Source organism: Caulobacter flavus, from assembly GCF_003722335.1.
Lineage (GTDB): Bacteria > Pseudomonadota > Alphaproteobacteria > Caulobacterales > Caulobacteraceae > Caulobacter > Caulobacter flavus.
In genome coordinates this window covers 1,221,834-1,245,279 of the sequence record NZ_CP026100.1, presented here as the reverse complement: position 1 = coordinate 1,245,279, position 23,446 = coordinate 1,221,834, and the positions used below count along the sequence as shown (strand labels likewise).

The 23,446-nt window shown below is 70.1% G+C and carries 17 protein-coding genes and 2 pseudogenes; 15 read left to right on the top strand and 4 right to left on the bottom strand.

Annotation, left to right across the window (positions count from 1 at the left end):
* Positions 1-72 precede the first annotated feature (72 nt).
* From C1707_RS05915 to C1707_RS26610, 3 genes and pseudogenes are all read left to right on the top strand, one after another.
* Entirely contained in the window at positions 73-1,131 is a 1,059-nt protein-coding gene (locus tag C1707_RS05915; protein ID WP_101713161.1) for a MaoC family dehydratase, read from the top strand.
* Positions 1,124-1,549 (top strand): HIT domain-containing protein, encoded by a 426-nt coding sequence (locus C1707_RS05910; protein WP_101713162.1) that lies wholly within the window; start codon positions 1,124-1,126, stop codon positions 1,547-1,549. The genes C1707_RS05915 and C1707_RS05910 overlap by 8 nt, the downstream gene beginning before the upstream one ends.
* Before the next feature lie 15 nt (positions 1,550-1,564).
* Positions 1,565-1,699: pseudogene (locus tag C1707_RS26610) on the top strand (hypothetical protein); the annotation flags it as partial.
* Positions 1,700-1,710: 11 nt separating this feature from the next.
* Here C1707_RS26610 and ubiB read toward each other — a convergent pair.
* Both ubiB and C1707_RS05900 read right to left on the bottom strand, forming a co-directional pair.
* On the bottom strand, positions 1,711-3,222 hold the full coding sequence (gene ubiB / locus C1707_RS05905) for a 2-polyprenylphenol 6-hydroxylase (protein ID WP_101713163.1): 1,512 nt from the start codon (positions 3,220-3,222) through the stop codon (positions 1,711-1,713).
* A 5-nt stretch (positions 3,223-3,227) separates the two neighbouring features.
* On the bottom strand, positions 3,228-3,986 hold the full coding sequence (locus tag C1707_RS05900) for a class I SAM-dependent methyltransferase (RefSeq protein WP_101713164.1): 759 nt from the start codon (positions 3,984-3,986) through the stop codon (positions 3,228-3,230).
* 83 nt (positions 3,987-4,069) lie between these two features.
* Here C1707_RS05900 and mutM point away from each other — a divergent pair, with 83 nt between their 5' ends.
* From mutM to C1707_RS27130, 6 genes and pseudogenes are all read left to right on the top strand, one after another.
* Positions 4,070-4,933, top strand: coding sequence for a bifunctional DNA-formamidopyrimidine glycosylase/DNA-(apurinic or apyrimidinic site) lyase (mutM, locus tag C1707_RS05895; protein ID WP_101713165.1), 864 nt, complete (start codon positions 4,070-4,072; stop codon positions 4,931-4,933).
* 50 nt (positions 4,934-4,983) lie between these two features.
* Positions 4,984-5,844, top strand: coding sequence for a TraB/GumN family protein (locus C1707_RS05890; RefSeq protein ID WP_101713166.1), 861 nt, complete (start codon positions 4,984-4,986; stop codon positions 5,842-5,844).
* A 32-nt stretch (positions 5,845-5,876) separates the two neighbouring features.
* Positions 5,877-6,662, top strand: coding sequence for an enoyl-CoA hydratase (locus tag C1707_RS05885; protein ID WP_101713167.1), 786 nt, complete (start codon positions 5,877-5,879; stop codon positions 6,660-6,662).
* A gap of 138 nt (positions 6,663-6,800) precedes the next feature.
* The gene (rpsT, locus tag C1707_RS05880; protein WP_058347097.1) at positions 6,801-7,076 is read left to right on the top strand and encodes a 30S ribosomal protein S20; all 276 of its coding nucleotides are present in this window, start codon (positions 6,801-6,803) and stop codon (positions 7,074-7,076) included.
* Positions 7,077-7,504: 428 nt separating this feature from the next.
* Positions 7,505-8,992: a chromosomal replication initiator protein DnaA gene (gene dnaA, locus C1707_RS05875; RefSeq protein WP_101713168.1), complete on the top strand. Its 1,488-nt coding sequence runs from the start codon at positions 7,505-7,507 to the stop codon at positions 8,990-8,992.
* Between the two features lie 72 nt (positions 8,993-9,064).
* Positions 9,065-9,203: pseudogene (locus C1707_RS27130) on the top strand (hypothetical protein); the annotation flags it as partial.
* A 7-nt stretch (positions 9,204-9,210) separates the two neighbouring features.
* Here the strand turns inward: C1707_RS27130 and C1707_RS05870 are convergent.
* Positions 9,211-9,828, bottom strand: coding sequence for an alpha-ketoglutarate-dependent dioxygenase AlkB (locus C1707_RS05870; protein ID WP_101713169.1), 618 nt, complete (start codon positions 9,826-9,828; stop codon positions 9,211-9,213).
* Between the two features lie 105 nt (positions 9,829-9,933).
* Between C1707_RS05870 and C1707_RS05865 the strand changes: the two genes are divergently transcribed.
* From C1707_RS05865 to C1707_RS05850, 4 genes are all read left to right on the top strand, one after another.
* Complete coding sequence (locus C1707_RS05865) at positions 9,934-12,582, top strand: M1 family metallopeptidase (protein ID WP_101713170.1); 2,649 nt, start codon at positions 9,934-9,936, stop codon at positions 12,580-12,582.
* Positions 12,583-12,894: 312 nt separating this feature from the next.
* Positions 12,895-14,802 carry a molecular chaperone DnaK gene (gene dnaK, locus C1707_RS05860; protein ID WP_101713171.1) on the top strand — a complete coding sequence of 636 codons (1,908 nt, stop codon included), beginning with the start codon at positions 12,895-12,897 and terminating at the stop codon, positions 14,800-14,802.
* Positions 14,803-14,960: 158 nt separating this feature from the next.
* Positions 14,961-16,115, top strand: a complete 1,155-nt coding sequence (gene dnaJ, locus C1707_RS05855; RefSeq protein ID WP_101713172.1) for a molecular chaperone DnaJ — start codon at positions 14,961-14,963, stop codon at positions 16,113-16,115.
* A gap of 143 nt (positions 16,116-16,258) precedes the next feature.
* Positions 16,259-17,170, top strand: a complete 912-nt coding sequence (locus tag C1707_RS05850) for a cobaltochelatase CobT-related protein (protein ID WP_101713173.1) — start codon at positions 16,259-16,261, stop codon at positions 17,168-17,170.
* On the opposite strand, the gene C1707_RS05845 is transcribed toward C1707_RS05850, so the two are convergent.
* Complete coding sequence (locus tag C1707_RS05845) at positions 17,167-17,613, bottom strand: energy transducer TonB family protein (protein WP_101713174.1); 447 nt, start codon at positions 17,611-17,613, stop codon at positions 17,167-17,169. The genes C1707_RS05850 and C1707_RS05845 overlap by 4 nt on opposite strands.
* Before the next feature lie 102 nt (positions 17,614-17,715).
* Between C1707_RS05845 and mutS the strand changes: the two genes are divergently transcribed.
* Both mutS and C1707_RS05835 read left to right on the top strand, forming a co-directional pair.
* A complete protein-coding gene (gene mutS, locus C1707_RS05840; protein WP_101713175.1) occupies positions 17,716-20,418 on the top strand; it encodes a DNA mismatch repair protein MutS in 2,703 nt (900 codons plus the stop codon).
* 79 nt (positions 20,419-20,497) lie between these two features.
* Positions 20,498-23,320 carry a [protein-PII] uridylyltransferase gene (locus C1707_RS05835; protein ID WP_101713176.1) on the top strand — a complete coding sequence of 941 codons (2,823 nt, stop codon included), beginning with the start codon at positions 20,498-20,500 and terminating at the stop codon, positions 23,318-23,320.
* Positions 23,321-23,446: the final 126 nt, after the last annotated feature.

The window sequence follows — 23,446 nt, the reverse complement described above, 5'->3', positions numbered from 1 at the left end:
CAGTCTCAAGCCCCCTTTCCCGTTTCGCTGCGCTGCGGCAAAACGATCACAACAAACACAAGGAGAGGCGCCGTGAGCAAGACCGATCCAGGGAGGTTTTTCGAGGACTTCCGGCTCGGCCAGGTGCTGGTCCACGCCACCCCGCGCACGGTCACGGCCGGCGACGTCGCGCTGTACACAGCGCTTTACGGGCCGCGCTTTCCCCTCTTCTCGTCGGACAAATTCGCGCGCGCCAGCGGCCTGGCCGCCGCCCCGGCGGACCCGCTGGTCGCCTTCCACGTCGTGTTCGGCAAGACCGTGCCCGACATCAGCCTGAACGCGGTGGCCAACCTGGGCTACGCCGAGGGCCGGTTCCTGGCGCCGGTGTTCCCCAGCGACACCCTGGCGGCGACGTCGGAGGTGATCGGGCTGAAGGAGAATTCCAACGGCAAGACCGGCGTCGTCTATGTGCGCACCACCGGGACCAACCAGCGCGGCGAGGCGGTGCTGGCTTACGTGCGCTGGGTGATGGTGCGCAAGCGCGACCCGGCCGCCGTGGTCGAGGGCCAGTCGGTTCCGGACCTGGCGGAGGCGGTCGCGCCCGGGGATCTGGTGGTTCCGGCGGGCCTGGACTTCGGGCGCTACGACTGGGCGCTGGCCGGCGCGCCGCATGCCTTCGAGGACTATGCGGTCGGCGAGAGGATCGACCATGTCGACGGCATGGCGGTGGAGGAGGCCGAAGCCCAGATGGCCACGCGCCTCTGGCAGAACACCGCCAAGGTGCACTTCAACCAGTTCGAGCGCAGCAAGGACCCGTCGGGGCGGCGCCTGGTCTATGGCGGGGTGGTGATCTCGACGGCCAAGGCGCTGTCGTTCAACGGCCTGCAGAACGCCGGCCTGATCCTGGGGATCAACGGCGGCCGGCACGTGGCCCCGTTCTTCGCCGGCTCGACGGTGTTCGCCTGGAGCGAAGTGCTCGACAAGGCCGACTTGCCCGGCTCCGGGGGAAGCATCGGCGCCCTGCGCCTGCGGCTGGTTGCCACCAGGGACAGGCCGTGTACGGATTTCCCCGACAAGGACGCCGACGGCAACTACGATCCGGCGGTGATCCTCGACTTCGACTACTGGGCGGGGGTTCCCAAGCGTGGCTGACTTTTCTCTTCATCCGGCTTTCCCGGCCAGCTCCCACGCGGCCGGCGAGCTGGAGCTTTGCCACGTGCGGCTGCACGACGACGCCCGATATCCGTGGCTGGTGCTCATCCCGCGCGCCGACGGCCTGGTCGAGATCGAGGACCTGTCGCCGGAAGGTCGCGCGGCGCTGACCGAAGAGACCGTCGCCGCCGGCGCGGCGGTGCGGGCGGTGGCCAAGGTGCTGGGCCTGAGGGTCGACAAGCTGAACCTCGGGGCCCTGGGCAACGTCACCCCGCAGCTGCACGTCCACGTGCTGGGCCGCCGCGCCGGCGATCCGGCCTGGCCCGGTCCGGTCTGGGGCCACAGCGCCGGGGTTCCCTATCCCGAGGACGTGCGCGCGGCGGCGATCGCGGCGGCTCGGGAAGCGCTGGGGATTTAGCCTCCCCCTTGACGCCCGTCTTTCCCGCCCTTGTGGCGGGAACCCCTCTGTCAGCCGCAAGTGGGGATGGGGCGGATCGCTGGCGATCCGCTTGCATCTCACGTGTCAGCCGAACCAGGGGTTCTCGCCACAAGGGCGAGAATGACAGGGGATATTTCGGGTCACTCCTGCAGCAGAGCCACGCCCCATCCAGCGGCGAACGCCAGGGCGGTCGCCGCCGCGCCGGCCAGGGCCCACGGCCACACGGCGCGCTTCTCGACCACCACCGCCGGGGGGACCGGCGGCTGCTCGGCATAGCGGGCCATGGCCTTGAGGGCGCGCAGGGCCTCGTCGGCCAGTTCCTTCATCCGGGCCACCGGCGACAGCTCGCGGGCGATCCAGCGGCGGACGACCGGGTCCGAAGCCGCCCACAGGTCGTGGGCCGGATCGATGCGGCGGGCCACGCCCTCGACCGTGACCATGGTCTTCTGCAGCAGCACGAGCTCGGGCCGCAGGGCCATCTCGAACAGGGCGGTGATCTCGAACAGCTGGGCCAGCAGCTTGCCCATCGACACCTGGCGGGCGTCGCGGCCGAACACCGGCTCTCCCACCGCGCGCAGGGCCTGGGCGAAGGCGTCCATGTCCTGGTGGGCGGGCACGTAGCCAGCGTCGAAGTGGATCTTGGCCACGCGCACGTAGTCGCGGCTGAGGAAGCCGTAGAGGATCTCGGCCAGGTACTTGCGCTCGACGGGACCCAGGCGACCGACGATGCCGTAGTCGACGGCGGTGATGGCCGCCGGGGCGCTGACGAACAGGTTGCCCTCGTGCAGGTCGGCGTGGAACAGGCCGTGGTCCAGCGCCTGGGCCAGGAAGCCGCGCGTGACGTTGTCGGCCAGGGCCTTGCGGTCGAGGCCTTCCTGCTCCAGCGCCTTGGGATCCGACAGCGGCACGCCCGGCGCCCAGGCCAGGGTCAGCACGCGCTTGCCGACGCCGTCCCAGACCACCGCCGGGGCGCGCATGTGGGTGTCCAGCGCCATGGCCTCGCCCAGCTCGGCGCAGCCGGCGGCCTCGAAGCGCAGGTCCATCTCGAGATCGAGCGCCCGGATCACCACCTCGACGAACTCGCGCGGGCGCAGGCGGCGGGCGGCGGGGACCAGGCGGTGGGCGAGGTCGGCGGCCAGGCGCAGGGTGGCGCTGTCCTCGGCGACGCGGCGCTCGATCCCCGGACGCAGCACCTTCACGGCCACCTTGGCGCCGTCGTGGAGCACGGCCTCGTGGGCCTGGGCCAGGGAGGCCGCGCCCACCGGCTCGCCGAAGCTGGCGTAGAGCTCCTCGATCGGCCGCTGCAGGCTGCGCTCGACCTCGGCCCGCGCGATCGCGGTCGGGAACGGGGGCAGGCGGTCCTTCAGGTGCGACAGGTCCTCGGCGAAGGCCGCGCCGAAGATGTCGGCCCGGGTCGACAGGAACTGACCCATCTTGATGGCGACGGGGCCAAGGCCCTCCAGCGCGCGGGCCAGGCGCTCGCCCGGACGACCCTTGCGGGTCCTGCCGCCGGCGAACAGGCGCAGCAGCCGGCCGGCCAGCCGCGCCGACGGCGGCAGCAGCGGCTCGACCTCCTTGGGAACCAGGGCGTCGGCGCGCACCAGGCGCCAGCCGGCGCCGATCAGGCGGACGAACGCGGACAGTCGCTGCATGGGCTCTAGAGCGCCCAGCCCTGGTGCAGGGCCGCCACGCCGCCGGTGAAGTTGGTGTAGGTCGCGCGCTTGAAGCCGGCGGCCTCGATCATCGACAGGAAGGTCTTCTGGTCGGGGAAGCGGCGGATGCTCTCGACCAGGTACTGGTAGGCGTCGCGGTCCTTGGCGACCCATTCGCCGACCTGCGGGATGACCTTGAAGCTGTAGGCGTCGTAGGCCTTGGCCAGGGCCTCGGTGGCCGGACGCGAGAACTCCAGGCACAGGAAGCGGCCGCCGGGCTTGAGCACGCGGCGGGCTTCGCGCAGGGCCGCGTCGATGTCGGTGACGTTGCGGATGCCGAACGAGATCACATAGGCGTCGGCATAGGCGTCGGGCAGCGGCAGGCGTTGAGCGTCGCCCACGGTCCAGGTGATCTCGGGCTCGCCGCCCTTCTCGATCCCGGCCATGATCATTTCGGCGTTGTAGTCGACGATGTTGATGGTCGCATCCGGACCGCCGCGGCGCTGTTGGGCGGCGCGGGCCATCTTGGCGAAGCGGCGGGCCATGTCGCCCGTGCCGCCGGCGCAGTCGACGATCACCTCGCCCGGCTGCGGGTTCAGGCGGGCGGCGACCGCGTCCTTCCAGAGCCGGTGCACGCCGCCGCTCATCAGGTCATTCATCAGGTCGTAGTTCTTGGCGACGCGGTCGAAGACCCCGCGCACCAGACCCGCCTTCAGGGCAGGGTCCACGTCCTTGAATCCGAAAGTGGCGGAGGGCTTGCTCATGACGTCTACGGGTCGGGCTCTCTATATGATCTTCGCCTATTAGACCGCGTCTCGCGCCGCGTCATCGTTTTAAGGGGTCTTCCTTGCCCGAACTGCCCGAAGTCGAGACCGTCCGCCGGGGTCTCGAGCCCGTCCTGTCCGGCGCGCGGCTTTCCCGCGTGCGCGCCAACCGCCCCGACCTGCGCTTTCCCCTGCCCGAGGGCTTCGTCCAGCGGCTGACCGGCGCGAAGATCCTGCGGCTGGAGCGGCGGGCCAAGTACCTGCTGGCCCCGCTGGATCGCGGCGACACCCTGGTGATGCACCTGGGGATGACCGGCCGGTTCGAGATCGCCGCCCCGGAAGGATCGGTGAGGCCCGGCGACTTCGCCCGCGAGGTGCGCCCCGACGACAAGCACGCCCACGTCGTCTTCGAGACCGAGGAGGGCGCGACCGTCACCTATTACGACCCGCGCCGGTTCGGCTTCATGGACCTGATCGCCACCGACCGCGTCGACCGCCACCCCTGGTTCGCGACCATGGGCCCCGAGCCCCTGTCGGACGCCTTCGACGCCAGGACGCTGGTCAAGGCCTTCGGCGGCCGCAAGCAGGGCCCCAAGACCCTGCTGCTGGACCAGAAGACCGTGGCGGGCCTGGGCAACATCTATGTCTGCGAGGCCCTGCACCGCTCGGGCATCTCGCCGTTCAAGCCGTCGGGCCAGATCGCCGGCAAGCGGCTGGGCCCGCTGACGGCCGCCATCAAGGACGTGCTGGCCGAGGCCGTCGAGGTCGGCGGCTCGTCGCTGAAGGACTTCGCCGCCGCCGACGGGGCGCTGGGCTATTTCCAGCATCGCTTCCGGGTCTACGACCGCGAGGGCGAGCCCTGCCCCACCCCGGGCTGCAAGGGGGTGATCGCCCGCGAGGTCCAGGCCGGGCGCTCAACCTTTTTCTGCCCCGTTTGTCAGAAATGACCCTGGCCGCGCCTCGTGAAGTCTGAGGCGCGGCTTTCCGGTTTGGCGTGATGTTCCGCTCCCTCCTCGTCGCCCTGGCCGCCCTGCTGGCGAGCCCCGCCCTGGCCGCGCCGCCCGTATGGACCGTGCGCGACGCGGATTCCGAGATCGTGCTGTTCGGCTCGATGCACGTGCTGCCCAGGGACCTGGACTGGAAGCCGGCCGCGCTGGACGCTGCGCTTTCCAGGGCCGACGACCTGTGGTTCGAGGTGCCGATGGACGAGGCCGCCGACCGCCGGATGCAGGACCTTGCCGGCGCCTACGGCCTGCTGCCGCCGGGCCAGACCCTGACCTCGCGCCTGAAGCCCCGCGCCGCCGCCCGGCTGCGCAAGCTGGCCGACCGCCTGGACGTGCCGATGAGCGAGATCGAGCGCCTCAAGCCGTGGATGGCCGAGGTGCGGCTGACGACGGCGGCCTTCGCCCTCGACAAGGGCCTGGCCGAGGGCGGGGTCGAGCGGCGGCTGCAGGCGGCCGCGCCGCCGAGCGCCGTCCGCAGGGCCTTCGAGACGCCGGACCAGCAGATGGCCCTGTTCGCCGGCGCCTCCGAGGCCGACCAGCTGCGGACCCTGAACGCCACGGTGAAGCAGCTGGAAAAGGACCCCAGCGCCTATCGCCGGCTGGTCGCCGCCTGGTCGAAGGGCGATCAGAAGGCGCTGGAGCGCGCCGTGGTCGGCGGAATGCGGAAATCTTCGCCCGCCCTCTATCGCCGGTTCATCGTCGAGCGTAACGCACGCTGGATGGACGCCCTGCAAGCGCGCCTGGCCGGTTCCGGTCGGACGGTGGTGGTGGTCGGCGCCGGGCACCTGCTGGGTCCCGACGGCCTGCCGGCCCGCCTTCGCGCCCTGGGCTACGATGTGGAAGGGCCGCGCTAGACGGCCGAGTTGAACATGAGGAACGAGCGCAGATGGCCTTTGAGACCCTGATCGTCGAACGTCCCACGACCGCGCCCGGCGTGGCGTTGATCCGCCTGAACCGGCCCGAGGCCCTGAACGCCCTCAACAGTGTTTTGCTGACCGAGCTGGGCCAGGCCCTGGCCCAGGCCCAGGGCGACGACACGGTCGGCTGCATCGTGCTGACCGGCTCGCCCAAGGCCTTCGCCGCCGGCGCCGACATCAAGGAGATGTCGGACAAGTCGTACGCCGACATGTTCAAGGCCGACTTCTTCACGGCCCAGGCCCGCGCCATCGAGACGGTGCGCAAGCCGATCATCGCCGCGGTGTCCGGCTACGCCCTGGGCGGCGGCTGCGAGCTGGCGATGATGTGCGACTTCATCCTGGCCGCCGACACCGCCAAGTTCGGCCAGCCGGAGATCAATCTGGGCGTCGCGCCCGGGATCGGCGGCACCCAGCGCCTGACGCGCCTGGTTGGCAAGTCCAAGGCCATGGACATGATCCTGACCGGCCGGATGATGGACGCCGAGGAGGCCGAGCGCGCCGGCCTGGTGTCGCGGATCTTCCCCGCCGACCAGCTGGTCGACGAGGCCGTGAAGGTCGCCGGCAAGATCGCGTCCCAGTCGCCCCTGGCCACGGCCATGAACAAGGAACTGGTCAACGCCGCCTACGAGACCACCCTGACCACCGGCGTGGCCCTGGAGCGGCGGCTGTTCCACTCGCTGTTCGCCTTCGACGATCAGAAGGAAGGGATGGCCGCCTTCGTCGAGAAGCGCAAACCCGCGTTCAAGGGGTCCTGACCCCGGCGGACCCCCGCCCGGCGAAGAATCCCCATGTGGATGGATTGACCCGTCGGCGGGGTTCCCGTATATCCGCGCGCTCTTGATTTCACCTGCTTCGCGGCCGCCCGCGCGGCCGTCCGTTTGAAGGTCCTATCCATGGCCAATAATCCTGGCGCCAAGAAAGCGATCCGCAAGATCGCCCGTCGCACCGAAGTGAACACCGCTCGTCGCTCGCGCGTCCGCACCTTCCTGCGCAAGTTCGAAGACGCCATCGCCAAGGGCGACGTCGCCGTCGCCAAGGCCGCGTTCATCGAGGCTCAATCGGAGCTGATGCGCGCCGTCTCGAAGGGCGTCGTTCACCCGAACACGGGTTCGCGCAAGGTGTCGCGCCTGGCCGCCCGTCTGAAGAAGCTGGATAAGGCCGCCGCCTAAGTCCAGATCGCGAGCGAACGCCGTTCGTTCAGCGAAATCAAAGACTTGTAGAAGCCGATCGAGGCAACTCGGTCGGCTTTTGCTTTGTCTATGTACTCCTTTACCTGCCCCCCGGCTCGTCGAACGAAAGTCTTCAAAACGGCTTTCCCTTGACGGGCGAGGCGGTGTCGCGAGTCAACAGAAATATCCGCGATCGGACGCAAGTTTTCCGTTTGACCGGCCCGGGCCGGTGGCTAGTTTAAAGGTCTCAGCGCTCTCCCAGTCTTGTGACGACAGCGGCGGCGGCGGACACCATGCGTTCGCCGGTTAAGCCCCTGTGTGTCCTCAATAAATGCGGGGGGAGGGTTTCTGAGTTCGGTCGTGCGCCATGGGGGGCTTGCGACCGGCAATCTGTAATTGTGTGTATGCAGGCGCGAGGCGGTGAACTGATGTCGATCAAGGTCGGGGCGGCCAGTCAGGAATTGTCGGCGGCGTATGCCGCCGTCACGCGCGAGCCTGCCGGCATCGTGTGGAACAAAGTCTGCGTCTCCCTGAAGCGCGAGCTGGGCGACGCCGCCTTCGGCTCGTGGATCGCGCCCGCGGTTCTGCGCGAGACCCAGGCCGGCGACGTCGTGCTCGTCACCCCCACCGGCATCGCGCGCGACTGGATCCGTCGCAGCGCCTGGCGCCGCATCGGCGAGCTGTGGGCCGCCGGCGACGCCGTGGGCCGCCGCCTGGACCTGAAGTCGCGCCTCGAATTCGAAGCCTCGGCCGACGCCGCCTCGGCCACCACCGGCGCCGTCTATGTCGAGGCCAAGCCGCAGCCGATCGAGATCGTGCTGCCGGTCTCCAGCGACGTCGTCACCGCCCCCGCGCCCGTCGCCGGCAAGGCCTCGCCGGTGCAGGGCCTGCAGGAACGCTTCACCTTCGACAGCTTCGTCCCGGGTCCGGCCAACGAGTTCGCCCACGCCGTGGCGCGCCGCGTCGCCAGCTGGGCCGACGGCCACTTCAACCCGGTGCTGTTCCACGGCCCCTACGGCTTCGGCAAGACGCACCTGCTGAACGCCCTGGCCTGGGAGGCCATGCGCGCCGCCCCGAACAAGCGCGTCGTCTACCTGACCGCCGAGCGCTTCCTGTCGACCTTCGTCCGCGCGGTGATGGATCGCCAGACCACGGCCTTCAAGGACGAGCTGCGCGGCGCCGACCTCTTGATCATCGACGACGTGCACTTCATCGCCGGCAAGCAGTCGAGCCAGGAAGAGCTGTTCCACACCCTGACCGCCCTCGTCGAGGACGGCCGCCGGGTGGTGTTCTCGGCCGACCGTCCGCCGTCGGCCATGACCGAGATGGACGCCCGCCTGCGCTCGCACCTGTCGGCGGGCCTGGTCTGCGGCATGGAGCCGGCCGACCGTTCGCTGCGCCTGGGCATCCTTGAGCGCAAGATCGAGGCTCTGGGCCGCGCCCAGGGTTTCACCGGCACGGTGAAGCCCGAGGTGCTGCAGTTCCTGGCCGACCGCTTCACCGACAGCGTCCGCGAGCTGGAAGGGGCGCTCAACACTCTGACCGCCCGCGCCGGCGAGCGCCTGTCGCGCCTGTCGCTGGACGAGGTCCAGGCGATCCTGCGTCCGCACCTGCGCGGCGGCGAGAAGCGGATCACCATCGACGACATCCAGAAGGCGACGTCCGAGCACTACGGCATGAAGCAGGCCGACCTGCTCAGCGAGCGCCGCAACCGCGCCATCGCCCGTCCGCGCCAGGCGGCCATGTGGCTGGCCAAGCAGCTGACCACCCGCTCGCTGCCGGACATCGGCCGCCGGTTCGGCGGTCGCGACCACACCACCGTGCTGCACGCCGTGCGTCGCATCGAGGCCCTGCGCCAGGACGACGCCGTGCTGAGCCAGGACCTGGAGACCATCACCCGCAAGCTGCGCGGCTGATCAGGTTTTCAGCGTCGACCGAAAGGGCCGCTCCGCAAGGGGCGGCCCTTTTGGTTTGGGCGTCTCTCTAACCTCCCGTCATTCCCGCCCTTGTGGCGGGAACCTCTCTGTCAGCCGCAAGGGCGGGAGGGGCGGACTGCTCAGCAGTCCGCTTGCGCTTCACATGCGAGCGGAACCAGGGGTTCCCGCCACAAGGGCGGGAATGACGGGAGAAGAGGTTATGCCGCCCTCGCCCTTCTGAGGGTCAGGTTGATCCGCCCTCCCCCGGGCACGAGGCGCGAGGAGCCCGGCAGGATGCGGTCGACGCCGTGGAAGGCCAGGCGCGCGGGGCCCGACAGCCGGCAGACGTCGCCCGAGGCCAGCCGCACCGAGCGGGTCGGGTCCCTGCGGCTGGTTCCGCCGATGCGGAACACCGCCGTGTCGCCCAGCGAGATCGACAGCACCGGAAAGCGCGGATCGGCCTCGTCGCGGTCCTGGTGCAGGCCCATGCGGGCCTCGGGACCGTAGAGGTTCACCAGGCAGGCGTCGGGCGGAACCTCGGGGTCGCCCAGCGCCGTCCACAGGTCGAGCAGGGCCTGGGGCATCGGCGGCCATGCCTGGCCCGTGCCGGGATGGCGGTCGGCGTAGCGATAGCCGGCCGCGTCGCTGGTCCAGCCCAGCGGGCCCAGGCTGGTCATCGCCACGCTCATGGCCTTGCCGTAGGGCGTTTCGTAATTGGCCGGCGGCGCGGCCTTCGTCGCCGCCAGCACCGCCTCGACCAGCGCCCGCTGGGCGTCCGGCGACAGCAGGCCGGGCCAGAGATCGAAGCCCGGGACGAGGGAGACGGGGGTCATCATTACGCGGAATTAATGCCTGTGGACGGCCGGATGGGTGTTGGTTCGCGCCCTCGCGGATTTCTCCGCACGATCATTCCATAGCAGCATTCCATACCAGGGCCGTTCATGCGTCGTCTTCTGTCCACCGCAGCCGCGGTCACGCTGCTTCTCGCCTCCGGAACCGCCCTCGCCGCGCCGGCCGCGCCAGTCGCCCCGGGCTCCAAGGGAGCCACGCCGGCCACCGTCACCACTCAGCTGCCGCGCAACGCCCATCCGACCCACTACGACGTGGCCTTCACGCCCGACGCCAAGCAGATGAGCTTCACCGCCTCGGTGAAGATCGCCATCGAGGTCACCGAGCCGACCGCGACCATCACCCTGCAGGCGGCCGGCCTGACCTTCGCGAAAGCCACGATCGACGGCAAGCCCGCGACCATCAAGGTCGACGAGGACGCCCAAACCGCCGCCTTCACCGTCAAGGCGCCGCTGGCCAAGGGCAAGCACGTGCTGGCCATCGACTACGCCGGCAAGATCTACACCCAGGCCGCGGGCCTGTTCGCGCTGGACTACGACACCGAGGAGGGTCCCAGGCGCGCCCTCTACACCCAGTTCGAGAACTCCGACGCCCGCCGGTTCATCCCCTCGTGGGACGAGCCGTTCCACAAGGCCACCTTCAGCGTCGAGGCGACGATCCCCACCGGCCAGATGGCTCTCAGCAACATGCCGGTCAGCAAGAGCGTGGATCTCGGCGGCGGCAAGACCCGCGTGACCTTCGCTGCGTCGCCGAAGATGTCGACCTACCTGCTGTTCTTCGGCCTGGGCGAGTTCGAGCGCGCCAGCGTCAGGACCGCCGGCGTCGACATCGGCGTGGTCACCAAGAAGGGCGACCTGCCCAAGGCCAAGTTCGCGCTGGAGTCGGCCGGGCCGCTGACGGCCTGGTACAACGACTATTTCGGCGTCGACTACCCGCTGCCGGCGCTGGACCACATCGCCGCCCCCGGCCGCAGCCAGTTCTTCAGCGCCATGGAGAACTGGGGGGCGATCTTCTACTTCGAATACGCCCTGCTGATGGATCCGAAGATCTCGACCCAGCGCGACGCCCAGAACATCTACACCACCGTCGCCCACGAGACCGCCCACCAGTGGTTCGGCAACCTGGTCACCATGGCCTGGTGGGACGACCTGTGGCTCAACGAGGGCTTCGCCTCGTGGATGGAGGGCCGGGCGACCGAGAAGTTCCACCCCGAATGGAACGCCGCCCTCGCCGCCGTGAGCGGCCGGGAATACGCCATGAACCTCGACGGCCTTTCCACCACCCACCCGGTGGTGCAGCACGTCGAGACCGTCGAGCAGGCCAGCCAGGCCTTCGACGCCATCACCTACCAGAAGGGCGAGGCGGTCATCCGCATGCTCGAGGGCTATGTCGGCGAGGACGCCTGGCGCACCGGCGTGCGCGCCTACATCAAGGCCCACGCCTACGGCAACACGGTCAGCGACGACCTGTGGAAGGCGGTCGAGACCGCCGCCGGCAAGCCGATCACCGCCATCGCCCACGACTTCACCCTGCAGCCGGGTGTGCCGCTGATCCGCGTCGAGGGCGGCGCCTGCCAGGGCGGCAAGCAGGTCCTGACCCTGACCCAGGGCGAGTTCAGCAAGGACTTCCCCGACAAGACGCCCCTGTCCTGGCGCGTGCCGGTCGTCGCCAAGGCGCTGGACGGCTCCGCCGTGGCCAAGACCGTGGTCGAGGGCGGCAAGGCCAGCCTGACGGTCGACGGCTGCGGCCCGGTCGTCGTCAACGCCGGCCAGAGCGGCTACTACCGCACCCTCTACGCCCCCGCGCAGTTCCAGCGCCTGGCCGCAGACTTCGGCAAGCTGGCGCCGATCGACCAGCTGGGCCTGCTGTCGGACGCCTGGTCGATGGGCGCGGCCGGCCAGCAGTCGCCGACCGACGCCCTGGCCCTGATCGCCGCCACGCCGGCCGACGCCGACCCGCAGGTGCTGTCCAAGGTCGCCTCCGTGCTGTCGGCCATCGACGGCTACTACGAGGGTCAGGCCGAGCGCGCGGCCTTCCGCAAGCTGGCCCTCGCCCGCCTGTCGCCGCTGCTGGCGCGCGTGGGCTGGGAGGCCAGGGCCGACGAGCCCGATCCCGTCGCCATCCTGCGCGGCGACCTGATCGCCACCCTGGGCGAGCTGGGCGATCCGGCCGTGGTCGCCGAGGCCCGCCGCCGCTACGCCGCCGACAGGACCGATCCGTCGGCCATTCCCGGCCCGCTGCGCAAGGCGATCCTCGGCGTCGTGGCCGTCAACGCCGACGCGGCGACCTGGGACGCCATCCACGCCCAGGCCCAGGCCGAGAAGACGCCGCTGGTCCGCGCCCAGCTCTACACCCTGCTGGCCTCGGCCGACGACGAGGCCCTGGCCCGCAAGGCCCTGGAGCTGGCCCTCACCGCCGAGCCGGGCGAGACCAACTCGGCCGGCATGATCTCGACCGTCGCCTCGCGCCATCCGGACCTGGCCTTCGACTTCGCCGCCGCCCATCGCGACGCCGTCGACTCCAAGGTCGACAACAGCGCCCGCACCCGGTTCATCCCCAGCCTGGCCAGGGCCTCGGGCAAGGTCGAGACTGCCGAGAAGCTGAAGGCCTGGGCGGCCGCCAACCTCGCCGAAGGCTCGCGCAAGGAGGCCGACAAGGCGATCTCGGCGATCGAGTATCGGGCCAAGGTGCGCCGCGAACGCCTGCCGGCGATCACCGCCTGGGTCGCCAAGGCGGGCTGAGGGAACTTTTCCGCAGCGTCTTCAAGGGTCGACAGCCCGACGCTGCGGCCTTCTGTCTTGCAGATTCCCCTTCTTTCGCTGCGGGAATGGGCTTGCGGCCGCTCGCGTATCCCCCATATCGGGCATCGAAGCGGGGTTGACGGGCTCGTCAACTTCGATTGAAGCCTCTCCTTTCGCCTGGTGCGTCCAGGCGGCAGGATTTTGGATCAACCTTAGAGCCGACCAACGGGGACGGACCGAGAAAAACCGGGGCGCTTCTGATAAGGCCCTTGTCACCGCCGTCCGCCATTCGAGGAGCTGCAGGCACACCACATGAGCAAGATTATCGGTATCGACCTTGGCACCACGAACTCGTGCGTGGCCATCATGGACGGCAAGAACCCGAAGGTGATCGAGAACGCCGAAGGCGCTCGCACCACCCCGTCGGTCGTCGCCTTCCTCGAGGACGGCGAGCGCCTGATCGGCCAGCCCGCCAAGCGCCAGGCCGTGACCAACCCGACCAACACCCTGTTCGCGATCAAGCGCCTGATCGGCCGCAACGCGAGCGACCCGGTGGTCGAGAAGGACAAGGGCATGGTGCCCTACGAGATCGTCAAGGGCCCGACCGGCGACGCCTGGGTCAAGGCCCACGGCAAGGACTACTCGCCCCAGGAAGTCTCGGCCTTCATCCTTCAGAAGATGAAGGAAGCGGCCGAAGCCCACCTCGGCGAGACCGTCTCCAAGGCCGTCATCACGGTTCCGGCCTACTTCAACGACGCCCAGCGTCAGGCGACCAAGGACGCCGGCAAGATCGCCGGCCTGGAAGTCCTGCGCATCATCAACGAGCCGACCGCGGCGGCCCTGGCCTATGGCCTGGACAAGAACGACGGCAAGAAGATCGCGGTCTATGACCTGGGCGGCGGCACCTTCGACGTCTCGATCCTCGAGATCGGCGACGGCGTGTTCGAAGTGAAGTCGACCAACGGCGACACCTTCCTCGGCGGCGAGGACTTCGACCTTCGGATCGTCGACTACCTGGCCGACGAGTTCAAGAAGGAGCAGGGCGTCGACCTGCGCAAGGACAAGCTGGCCCTCCAGCGCCTGCGCGAAGAGGCGGAAAAGGCCAAGAAGGAGCTGTCGTCGACGGCCCAGTACGAGGTCAACCTGCCGTTCATCAGCATGAACGCCTCGGGCCCGCTGCACCTGAACATCAAGCTGTCGCGCTCCAAGCTGGAAGCCCTGGTCGACGACCTGATCGCCCGCACCATCGGTCCGTGCGAACAGGCCCTCAAGGACGCCGGCCTGAAGAAGAGCGACATCGACGAAGTGATCCTGGTCGGCGGCATGAGCCGCATGCCCAAGGTCCAGCAGGCGGTGCAGGACTTCTTCGGTCGCGAACCCCACAAGGGCGTGAACCCCGACGAAGTCGTGGCGCTGGGCGCGGCCGTTCAGGCCGGCGTGCTGCAAGGCGACGTCAAGGACGTGCTGCTGCTCGACGTGACCCCGCTGACCCTGGGCATCGAGACCCTCGGCGGCGTGTTCACCCCGCTGATCGAGCGCAACACCACGATCCCGACCAAGCGCTCGCAGACCTTCTCGACCGCTGACGACAACCAGTCGGCCGTGACCATCCGCGTGTTCCAGGGCGAACGCCCGATGGCCGTGGACAACAAGATCCTCGGCCAGTTCGACCTGGTGGGCATCCCGCCGGCGCCGCGCGGCGTGCCGCAGATCGAGGTCACCTTCGACATCGACGCCAACGGCATCGTCCAGGTCCACGCCAAGGACAAGGCGACCAACAAGGAGCACTCGATCCGCATCCAGGCCAACGGCGGCCTGTCGGACACCGACATCGAGCGCATGGTCAAGGAAGCCGAGGCCAACAAGGCCGCGGACGAGCAGAAGAAGAAGCTGGTCGAGGCCAAGAACCAGGGCGAGGCGATCCTGCACTCGACCGAGAAGGCCCTGGCCGAGCACGGCGACAAGGTCGCGGCCGCCGAGAAGTCGGCGATCGAGACCGGCGTCACCGAACTGAAGACCGCCCTGGAAGGCGAGGACGTCGAGGCCATCCAGGCCAAGACCCAGGCCCTGATCCAGGCGTCGATGAAGCTGGGCGAGGCCATGTACGCCTCGCAGCAGGGTGGTGAAGGCGCCGAAGGCGGCGCTGAAGCCCCCGCGGACGACGGCGTCGTCGACGCCGAGTTCGAGGAAGTCGACGGCGCCGACAAGCCGGCTTCCTAAGCCATGGACGCGCCGGCGGACGCCCTTTTCGGGACCGTTCGCCGGCGCGCTCGTTTTGCGGTGCGCCCGATTGACGCCTTGCGGCGGGGCGCCCCCTCCCCCACCTCTTTCACGACACCCCCTGTCCTGTTGAGCCTTACGGGCGCCGAACGCTGACGATGCGCGACTATTACGAAATTCTCGGCGTGAACCGGACCTGCGACGACGCGGGCCTGAAATCCGCCTTCCGCAAGCTGGCGATGCAGCATCACCCCGACCGCAACGGCGGTTGCGAGGACGCCAGCGGCCGGTTCAAGGAAATCAACGAGGCCTACAGCGTCCTCTCCGATCCGCAGAAGCGCGCGGCCTACGACCGCTTCGGCCACGCCGGCGTCAACGGCCCGCAGGGCGGCCCTGGCGGCATGGGCGGCGGGTTCGACGCCAGCGACATCTTCGGCGACGTGTTCGGCGATGTCTTCGGCGAGATGTTTGGCGGCGGCCGCCGCCAGTCCAACGGCCCGCAGCGCGGCCAGGACCTGCGCTACGACCTGGAGATCTCCCTGGAGCAGGCCTATGCCGGCGCCGAGGTCGAGATCACCGTCCCGGCCGCCATGACCTGCGAGGTCTGCGACGGATCGGGCGCCAAGCCGGGCACCAGCCCGACCGTCTGCGGCTCGTGCGGCGGCGCCGGCCGCGTGCGCGCCACCCAAGGCTTCTTCTCGGTCGAGCGCGCCTGCCCCCGCTGCGGCGGCTCGGGTCGCCTGGTGCTGGATCCCTGCTCGGGCTGCCATGGCCACGGCCAGGTGCGCAAGGAACGCGTCCTGTCGGTCCGCATCCCGGCCGGCGTCGACGACGGCGCCCGGATCCGCCTGGCGGGCGAAGGCGACGCGGGCCAGCGCGGCGGGCCGCGCGGCGACCTCTACCTCTTCCTGTCGGTCAGCCCGCACGAACTGTTCGAGCGCGACGGCCTGGACCTTCTGTGCACTGTTCCGGTGCCGATGACCGTGGCCGCGCTCGGCGGCGAGATCGAGGCTCCCTGCCTGAAGGGCGGCGAGACCTGCGACGGCACCTGCCGGGTCAGCGTCAAGGTTCCCGAAGGCGCCCAGACCGGCAAGACGGTCCGCCTGAAGGGCAAGGGCATGCCGTCGCTGCGCAACCGCCAGCGCGGCGACCTGGTGGTCGAGCTGTTCGTCGAAACCCCGACCCACCTGTCGGCCCGGCAGAAGGAGCTACTCAAGGAGCTGGCCGGTCTGTGCGACGAGAAGCAGAACCCCAAGTCGGCCAACTTCGTCGGCAAGGCCAAGCGCTTCTGGGAAGAAGTGACCGGCAACTAGCCCCTCGTGTCCCGCACGATCCGATCAAGGCCCGCCCCACGGCGGGCCTTTTTCATGCGCCAGGCCCAGGCGATGTTGCGTCGATCGGGGTTTGCCCGCATGGGACGAGCGACGACACAGGGGCGCAAGGGGGGCGATCGCCAGTGGAAGAAGACCCGCGCGGCCTGTTCCAGGACCTTTTCCGGCGCATCACAAGGCGCGCGGCGCGGCGGCCTTATCACGCCTTCACCACGGCCTTCGACAAGGAAATCCCGGCCGATCTGCTGGGCGAGCTCCTGGGAGCGCTGAAGACGGAAGACGCCGCGACGCTCGATGACGGCTGGCGACGCGTGCTGGCCGACCGCCAGCTGCCTGAAACCGTCGTCGAGGCCTCCGACAGGATCCTTAGGGCCTGCTCCGCGCAGGATCTCGCCGACACCGTGGTGACGCTGCTGCTCGACCATTCCGGCTCCATGCGCGGCGAGAAGATCCTTCACGTCGGCTCGGCGGTGGACCGTATCCAGCGACTGCTGACGGGACTGGGGATCAAGGTCGAGGTCCTGAGCTTCACCACCTCGACCTGGCATGGTGGCAAGTCGCGGTTCGAATGGATCCGTCGGGGCCGGCCCGCAGACCCGGGCCGGCTGTGCGATCTTCTGCACATCGTCCATCGCGACGGCGACGATGCTCGCCCCCTGGCCGACGACGAGCTGCGACGCATGCTGCGGCCCGATCTGCTGAAGGAGAACGTCGACGGCGAGGCGCTGACATGGGCCGCGCGCCGGATCCGCCAGCGGCCGGAGCGCCGCCGGATTCTCGTCGTGATCTCGGACGGCGCGTCGGTGGACGACGCCACTCTGGCGGTCAATCCGCCCGACTATCTGGTCAAGCACCTGGAGCAGGTGATCGCCGACATCATCGCTTCCGACGACATCGTCTTCACCGCCGTCGGGGTCGGCGACGACATCTGGCCCTTCTATCCCTACGGCGCGAAGGCGGAAGATCCGGCGCGGCTGACCGGCGAGATGCTGGGCCTGCTGGAGCGGCTGCTGACCAGGGCCCCGGCGGACGCCTAGATGTCGACCTGGCGATCGACCCGCAGGATGTGCGTCAGACCCAGGAGTCCGCCCAGCAGGATCAACCCGGTCAGGATCACCAGCCCCAGCTGCGCCGGCGTGGCCGGCAGCTCGAACGGCGGCGGGGACGGCGGGACGGAGAAGGTGATCGGGATGGTCACGTCCTTCTTGCCAACCAGTTCGGGCGGCGGCGGGGTCATCTCGAACTCGGCCGACAGGCGCACCGCGGCCTTGCCGAAGCCGTAGCCCTCGGGCGCTTCCCTGGTCGCCTGGCAGTCGGTCAGCCGGCCCTTGTCGCCGACCTTGCAGAGGATCGTGGCCGAGCCGCCGATCTCCTCCCTCTGCGCGCGCTCGGGATAGTACCGCGCCATCTGGTCGGCCGTCGGCTTGCGCTGCCAGTCGGGCTTGTAGGTCGTCGTTCCGGTCTGCTCGTCGCCGCTCATGCCGCCCCCGCGTTCCGGTCGAGCTTAGGAGCTTCGCGCGTACAGAAAAACCCCGGTCGCACCCCTTAACGAAGACCGCGACGCTCTGTACTTTCCGGTCGGATGAACGCCCCCGTTTCTCCGCCCGTCCAGACGTTCGACGCCACCGGCGCCACGCCGGTGATGCAGCAGTTCTTCGAGATGAAGACCCGGCAGCCCGACGCGCTGCTGTTCTTCCGGATGGGCGATTTCTACGAGCTGTTCTTCGACGACGCGATCCGCGCGGCGGCCGCCCTGGGCATCTCGCAGACCTTCCGGGGCACCCATGCCGGCCAGCCGATCCCGATGGCGGGCGTGCCCCACCACGCGGCCGAGGCCTATCTGTCCAAGCTGATCCGCATGGGCTTCAAGGTCGCCGTCTGCGAGCAGATGGAAGATCCGGCCGAGGCCAAGAAGCGCGGCTCCAAGTCGGTGGTCCGCCGCGACATCGTCCGCGTGGTGACGCCGGGGACGCTCACCGAGGACGGCCTGCTGGACGCCCGGGGCGCCAACCGGCTGGCGGCGGTGGCCATTCGCGCCGGCCAGGCGGCCGTGGCGGCGGTGGAGCTGTCCACCGGCGAGGTCGAGTGCTTCTCGACCGGCAAGGACGGCGTGGGGCCCCTGCTGGCGGCGTTGTCGCCATCCGAGACCCTGGTCGCCGACCGGCTGCTGGCCGACGACCACCTGGCCCAGACCCTGAAGATCTGCGGCGGCCTGATCCAGCCGATGCCCTCGGCCCTGTCCGAGCCCCAGGCCTCGGAGACGCGGGTGAAGCGCCTCTACGGCGTCGACACCCTGGACGGCTTCGGCGGGCTGGCGCCAGCCGAAGTGGGCGCCCTTGGCCTGATCGCCGCCCACCTGGAAATGACCCAGGCCGGCAAGCTGCCGGCCCTGCGCGCGCCCCGCCGGGCGGCCGAGGCCGACGTCATGTCGATCGACCCGGCCACCCGCTCGAGCCTCGAGATCGACCGCACCCAGAACGGCGACCGCAACGGCTCGCTGCTGGCGGCCATCGACCGCACCGTCACGCCGGGCGGCGCGCGCCTGCTGGCCTCGCGCCTGGCCCGTCCCTTGCTCGATCCGACCGCCATCGACCAGCGCCTGGACGCCGTCGAGTGGTTCGTCGAGCACCGCGGCCTTCGTGAACGCTTGCGCGAGCAGCTGAAGGGCTCGGGCGACATGGCCCGGGCCCTGGCCCGCCTGGCCCTGGGCCGCGGCGGCCCGCGCGACCTGGCCTGCCTGCGCGACGGCCTCAAGACCGGCGAAAAGCTGGCTGGCATGGTCGGCGGCTCGGGCGACCCGCTGTCGCCGCCGCCGGTCGAGCTGGAGGGCGCGCTGGCGGCCCTCACCCCATCGCTGCACGAGGGCGTCTCGCAGCTGCTGAACACCCTGGAGGCGGGCCTTGGCCCCGACCTGCCGGCCCTGGCCCGCGACGGCGGCTTCGTGGCCCCGGGCATCCGTCCCGAGCTCGACCAGGCCCGCGCCCTGCGCGACGACAGCCGCCGCGTCGTGGCCGCCCTGGAACAGCGCCTGATCCAGGAAGCCGGCATCTCGCTGAAGATCCGCCACAACGGCGTGCTCGGCTATTTCGTCGAGGCCACCGCCGGCAAGGCCGACCCGCTGTTCCAGCCGCCGCTGAACGCCACCTTCATCCACCGCCAGACCCTGGCCAACCAGGTGCGCTTCACCACCGTGGAGCTGGCCGACCTGGACGCCCGCATCGCCCAGGCGGCCGAGCGGGCCCTGGCCATGGAAGTGGCCGCCTTCGAGGACTGGCGCGCCGAGGCCTGCGCCCTGGCCGAGCCGATCCAGGCCGCCGCCGAGGCCCTGGCCCGCCTGGACGTGGCCTCCAGCCTGGCCGAATGGGCCGAGGACGCCGGCGCGGTGCGCCCGACCGTCGACAAGTCGCTGGCCTTCGAGGCCAAGGCCGCCCGTCACCCGGTGGTCGAGGCCGCCGTGCGCCGCGCCGGCGACCCCTACACCCCCAACGACTGCCGGCTGGACGCCGCCGGCGAGGTCGCCGCGCGGCTGTCGATCGTCACCGGCCCGAACATGGCCGGTAAGTCGACCTTCCTGCGCCAGAACGCCCTCTTGGCCATCCTGGCGCAGTCGGGCTGCTACGTGCCGGCCAAGAACTTCCGGCTGGGCGTGGTCGACCGCCTGTTCAGCCGCGTCGGGGCCGGCGACGACCTGGCGCGCGGCCGCTCGACCTTCATGATGGAGATGGTCGAGACCGCCGCCATCCTGACCCAGGCCACCCCGCGCAGCCTGGTCATCCTCGACGAGATCGGCCGGGGCACCGCCACCTATGACGGCCTGGCCATCGCCTGGGCCTGCGCGGAGTCGCTGCACGACACCAACCGCTGCCGCGCGCTGTTCGCCACGCACTATCACGAGCTGGCGACGCTGGAGGAGCGGATGGCGCACGTCTCCAACCTCAGCCTCCGGGCCAAGGAGTGGAACGGCGACCTGGTGTTCCTGCACGAAGCGGCCGACGGTCCGGCCGACCGCTCCTACGGCGTTCAGGTGGCCAAGCTGGCCGGCGTGCCGCCGCAGGTCGTGGCCCGCGCCAAGGAGGTGCTGGACCGCCTGGAGAGCAAGACCGAATCACCGGCCAAGCTCGACGACCTGCCGCTGTTCGCGGCCTCGGCGCCTGTCGCGGCGGCGCCTGTCGTTTCGGCGCCCAGCGCCGTGGATGGCGCGCTGAAGGAGCTGGACGTGGACGGCATGAGCCCCCGCGAGGCCCTGGAGGCGCTTTATCGCCTTAAGGGTCTGCTCAAGACCTAGGATCAATCATAGGAGCATGGCGGCGGCCGGTTCCGGCGGCCGCTTTGGTCGCCTTCCTCGGGTACCCCATATAACCGCCATGCCCCGTCGCCTTCGCCCCACGCCCCTGGAACACGTCGTCGACGGCCACGCCCTGCGGGCCCGCCTGTCGGCCGCCGCGCTGGACGCCATCGGTGACGAGGCCGCCCAGCGCGCCCGGGCCATCGACATCCTCAAGCAGGCCCTGTTTCGCGGCCGGATGATCGCCAAGGAGCGGCTGGAGAACGGCGCCGGCGGCGTCGAGACCGCCCGCCTGCTCAGTGGCGTCACCGACGAGGTGATCACCGCCCTCTACGACTTCACCACGGTGCACGTCTTCCGGGCCCGCAACCCCACCGAGGGCGAGCGCCTGGCGCTGCTGGCCGTGGGCGGCTACGGCCGCGCCACCCTGGCGCCGTTCAGCGACATCGATCTGCTGTTCCTGCGGCCCTACAAGCAGACGCCGCACGTCGAGAGCGTGATCGAGTACATGCTCTATGCGCTGTGGGACCTGGGCTTCAAGGTCGGCCACGCCTCGCGCACCATCGAGGAGTGCGTGCGCCTCTCGAAGGAAGACTTCACGATCCGCACCTCGATCCTCGAGGCCCGGCGGCTGACCGGCGACGAGCGCCTGGCCGCCGACCTCAAGCGGCGCTTCCGCGACGAGGTGATGAAGGGCACCGGCCAGCAGTTCGTGGCCGCCAAGCTGAAGGAGCGCGACGACCGCCAGGCCCGCGCCGGCGCCAGCCGCTACATGGTCGAGCCCAACGTCAAGGAAGGCAAGGGCGGCCTGCGCGACCTGCACACCCTGGTGTGGATCGCCGAGTACCTGCACCCGGTCGACGCGCCGGAGGACGTCTTCAAGATGGAGGTGTTCTCGGGCCGCGAGACCAAGGCCTTCATCCGCGCCTTCGACTTCCTGCACGCCGTGCGCGCCCATCTGCACTTCACCACGGGCCGGCCCGAAGAGCGCCTGACCTTCGACCTGCAGCCCGAGATCGCCCGCCGCATGGGCTATGGCGACCGGGGCGACGCGCCGGCGGTCGAGCGGTTCATGCGCCGCTACTTCCTGATCGCCAAGGAGGTGGGCGCGCTGACCCGCGCCTTCTCGGCCAAGCTGGAGGCCGAGCACTTCAAGAACGAGCCCAAGGGCATCTCGCGCTTCCTTCCGGGCGCCAAGCCCAAGCGCAAGACCCTGGACGCGCCGGGCTTCTACGAGGACGGCGGCCGCCTCAACATCGACGGGCCGACCGTCTTCGAGGCCGATCCGGTCAACCTGATCCGCCTGTTCCGGATCGCCGACGAGCGCGACCTGGACCTGCACCCCGACGCCTTCACGGCCGTGACCCGGCACCTGGGCCTGATCACCTCCAAGGTGCGCCGTGATCCGGAGGCCACGCGGGCCTTCCTCGACCTCTTGGCGCGCGGCAAGCGCAGCTACCGCACCCTGACCCTGATGAACGACGCCGGCGTGCTGGGCCGCTTCATTCCGGAGTTCGGCCGCGTCGTCGCCCAGATGCAGTTCAACATGTACCACTCGTACACGGTGGACGAGCACACCCTGCGGGCCGTGGGCCTGATCGGCGACATGGCGGCCGGCCGCCTGTCGGAGGACCATCCGCTGGCCGTGTCGATCATGCCGCTGATCGAGGACCGCGAGGCCCTGTTCCTGGCCATGCTGCTGCACGACACCGGCAAGGGCGGCGTCGGCGGCCAGGAAAAGGCCGGGGCCCGATCGGCCCGCAGCGCCTGCGAACGCCTGGGCGTGGAGCGCACCAAGGTCGAGCTGGTGGCCTGGCTGGTCGAGAACCACCTCGTGATGAGCGACTTCGCCCAGAAGCGCGACGTGTCGGATCCCGGCACGGTCGCGGCCTTCGCCCGCATCGTCGAGAACCCCGAGCGCCTGCGCCTGCTGCTGGTGATCACCGTGGCCGATATCCGGGCCGTGGGACCCGGCGTGTGGAACGGCTGGAAGGGCCAGCTGCTGCGCGAGCTCTACAACGCCACGGAGGCCGTTTTCCGGGGCGGACGGGGCAGTGACGCCACCGCCAACGTCCAGCGCCACCAGGAGGCCGCCGCGGCCGTCTCACGCGAGGCCCTGATCGCCGCCGACCCCGCCGCCAAGGGCTGGGCCGCGGCCATGGAGGACGCCTATTTCGGCGCCTTCGGCCCGCAGGACCTGCTCGATCATGCCGCCCTGGCCCGCCGGGCCGCCATCCAGGGCGGCGCCGCCGCCGAGGGCAAGGTCAATCCCGGGGCCAACGCGGCCGAGATCGTCGTCGCCGCCAAGGACCGTCGCGGCCTGTTCGCCGACCTGGCCCTGGCCATCTCGTCGCTGGGCGGCAACGTGGTCGGCGCGCGGGTCTTCACCTCCCGCCAGGGCCAGGCGCTGGACGTCTTCTACGTCCAGGACGTCACCGGCTCGGCGCTGGGCTGCGAGAACCCCCGAGCCCTGCGCCGCCTGGCCGACGCCCTGGAAGCCGCAGGCCGCGGCGAGGGCGTCAATGTCGAGGCCCGGCGCGGCGGCGAGCTGGCGCGCACGGCGGCCTTCGCCATCGCCCCCACCGTCGTCATCGACAACGAGGCCTCGCACGAGGCCACGGTGGTCGAGGCTTCGGGCCGCGACCGCCCCGGCCTGCTGCAGGCCCTGGCCCGGACGCTGGCCGACAACGGCCTGTCCATCCAGTCGGCCCACATCGACGGCTATGGCGAGCGGGCGGTCGACGCCTTCTACGTGCAGACGGCCGAGGGCGGGAAGCTGGCCGACGGCCGCAAGGTCTCGGCGCTGAAGGCCGACCTGCTGTCGGCCCTCGAGCAGAACGAGGCCGGCGCGCCGAGCACCCGTCCGGGCCTCAAGCGCGCGCGCGCCAGCGTCGCCCGCTAGAGGCGGCGCGCGGACAGCGATTCGAGAGATCGGTCAAACAATTCGGCGGCGCATCTGGCGCTGCCTTGTGGAAAAATTCCGCCGCCGGAGCTTTCGGATCGAGGCTTCCGGCGGCGATTTTCCCTT

Excerpts from the sequence above, each read along its gene's own strand:
- C1707_RS05845 (WP_101713174.1), bottom strand. The coding sequence starts at position 17,613 with ATGAGCGGCGACGAGCAGACCGGAACGACGACCTACAAGCCCGACTGG.
- C1707_RS05890 (WP_101713166.1), top strand. The coding sequence starts at position 4,984 with ATGTTCCGCTCCCTCCTCGTCGCCCTGGCCGCCCTGCTGGCGAGCCCC.
- C1707_RS05865 (WP_101713170.1), top strand. The coding sequence starts at position 9,934 with ATGCGTCGTCTTCTGTCCACCGCAGCCGCGGTCACGCTGCTTCTCGCC.
- C1707_RS05835 (WP_101713176.1), top strand. The coding sequence starts at position 20,498 with ATGCCCCGTCGCCTTCGCCCCACGCCCCTGGAACACGTCGTCGACGGC.
- C1707_RS05885 (WP_101713167.1), top strand. The coding sequence starts at position 5,877 with ATGGCCTTTGAGACCCTGATCGTCGAACGTCCCACGACCGCGCCCGGC.
- C1707_RS05870 (WP_101713169.1), bottom strand. The coding sequence starts at position 9,828 with ATGATGACCCCCGTCTCCCTCGTCCCGGGCTTCGATCTCTGGCCCGGC.
- rpsT (WP_058347097.1), top strand. The coding sequence starts at position 6,801 with ATGGCCAATAATCCTGGCGCCAAGAAAGCGATCCGCAAGATCGCCCGT.
- C1707_RS05900 (WP_101713164.1), bottom strand. The coding sequence starts at position 3,986 with ATGAGCAAGCCCTCCGCCACTTTCGGATTCAAGGACGTGGACCCTGCC.
- ubiB (WP_101713163.1), bottom strand. The coding sequence starts at position 3,222 with ATGCAGCGACTGTCCGCGTTCGTCCGCCTGATCGGCGCCGGCTGGCGC.
- dnaJ (WP_101713172.1), top strand. The coding sequence starts at position 14,961 with ATGCGCGACTATTACGAAATTCTCGGCGTGAACCGGACCTGCGACGAC.
- dnaK (WP_101713171.1), top strand. The coding sequence starts at position 12,895 with ATGAGCAAGATTATCGGTATCGACCTTGGCACCACGAACTCGTGCGTG.
- mutS (WP_101713175.1), top strand. The coding sequence starts at position 17,716 with ATGAACGCCCCCGTTTCTCCGCCCGTCCAGACGTTCGACGCCACCGGC.
- dnaA (WP_101713168.1), top strand. The coding sequence starts at position 7,505 with ATGTCGATCAAGGTCGGGGCGGCCAGTCAGGAATTGTCGGCGGCGTAT.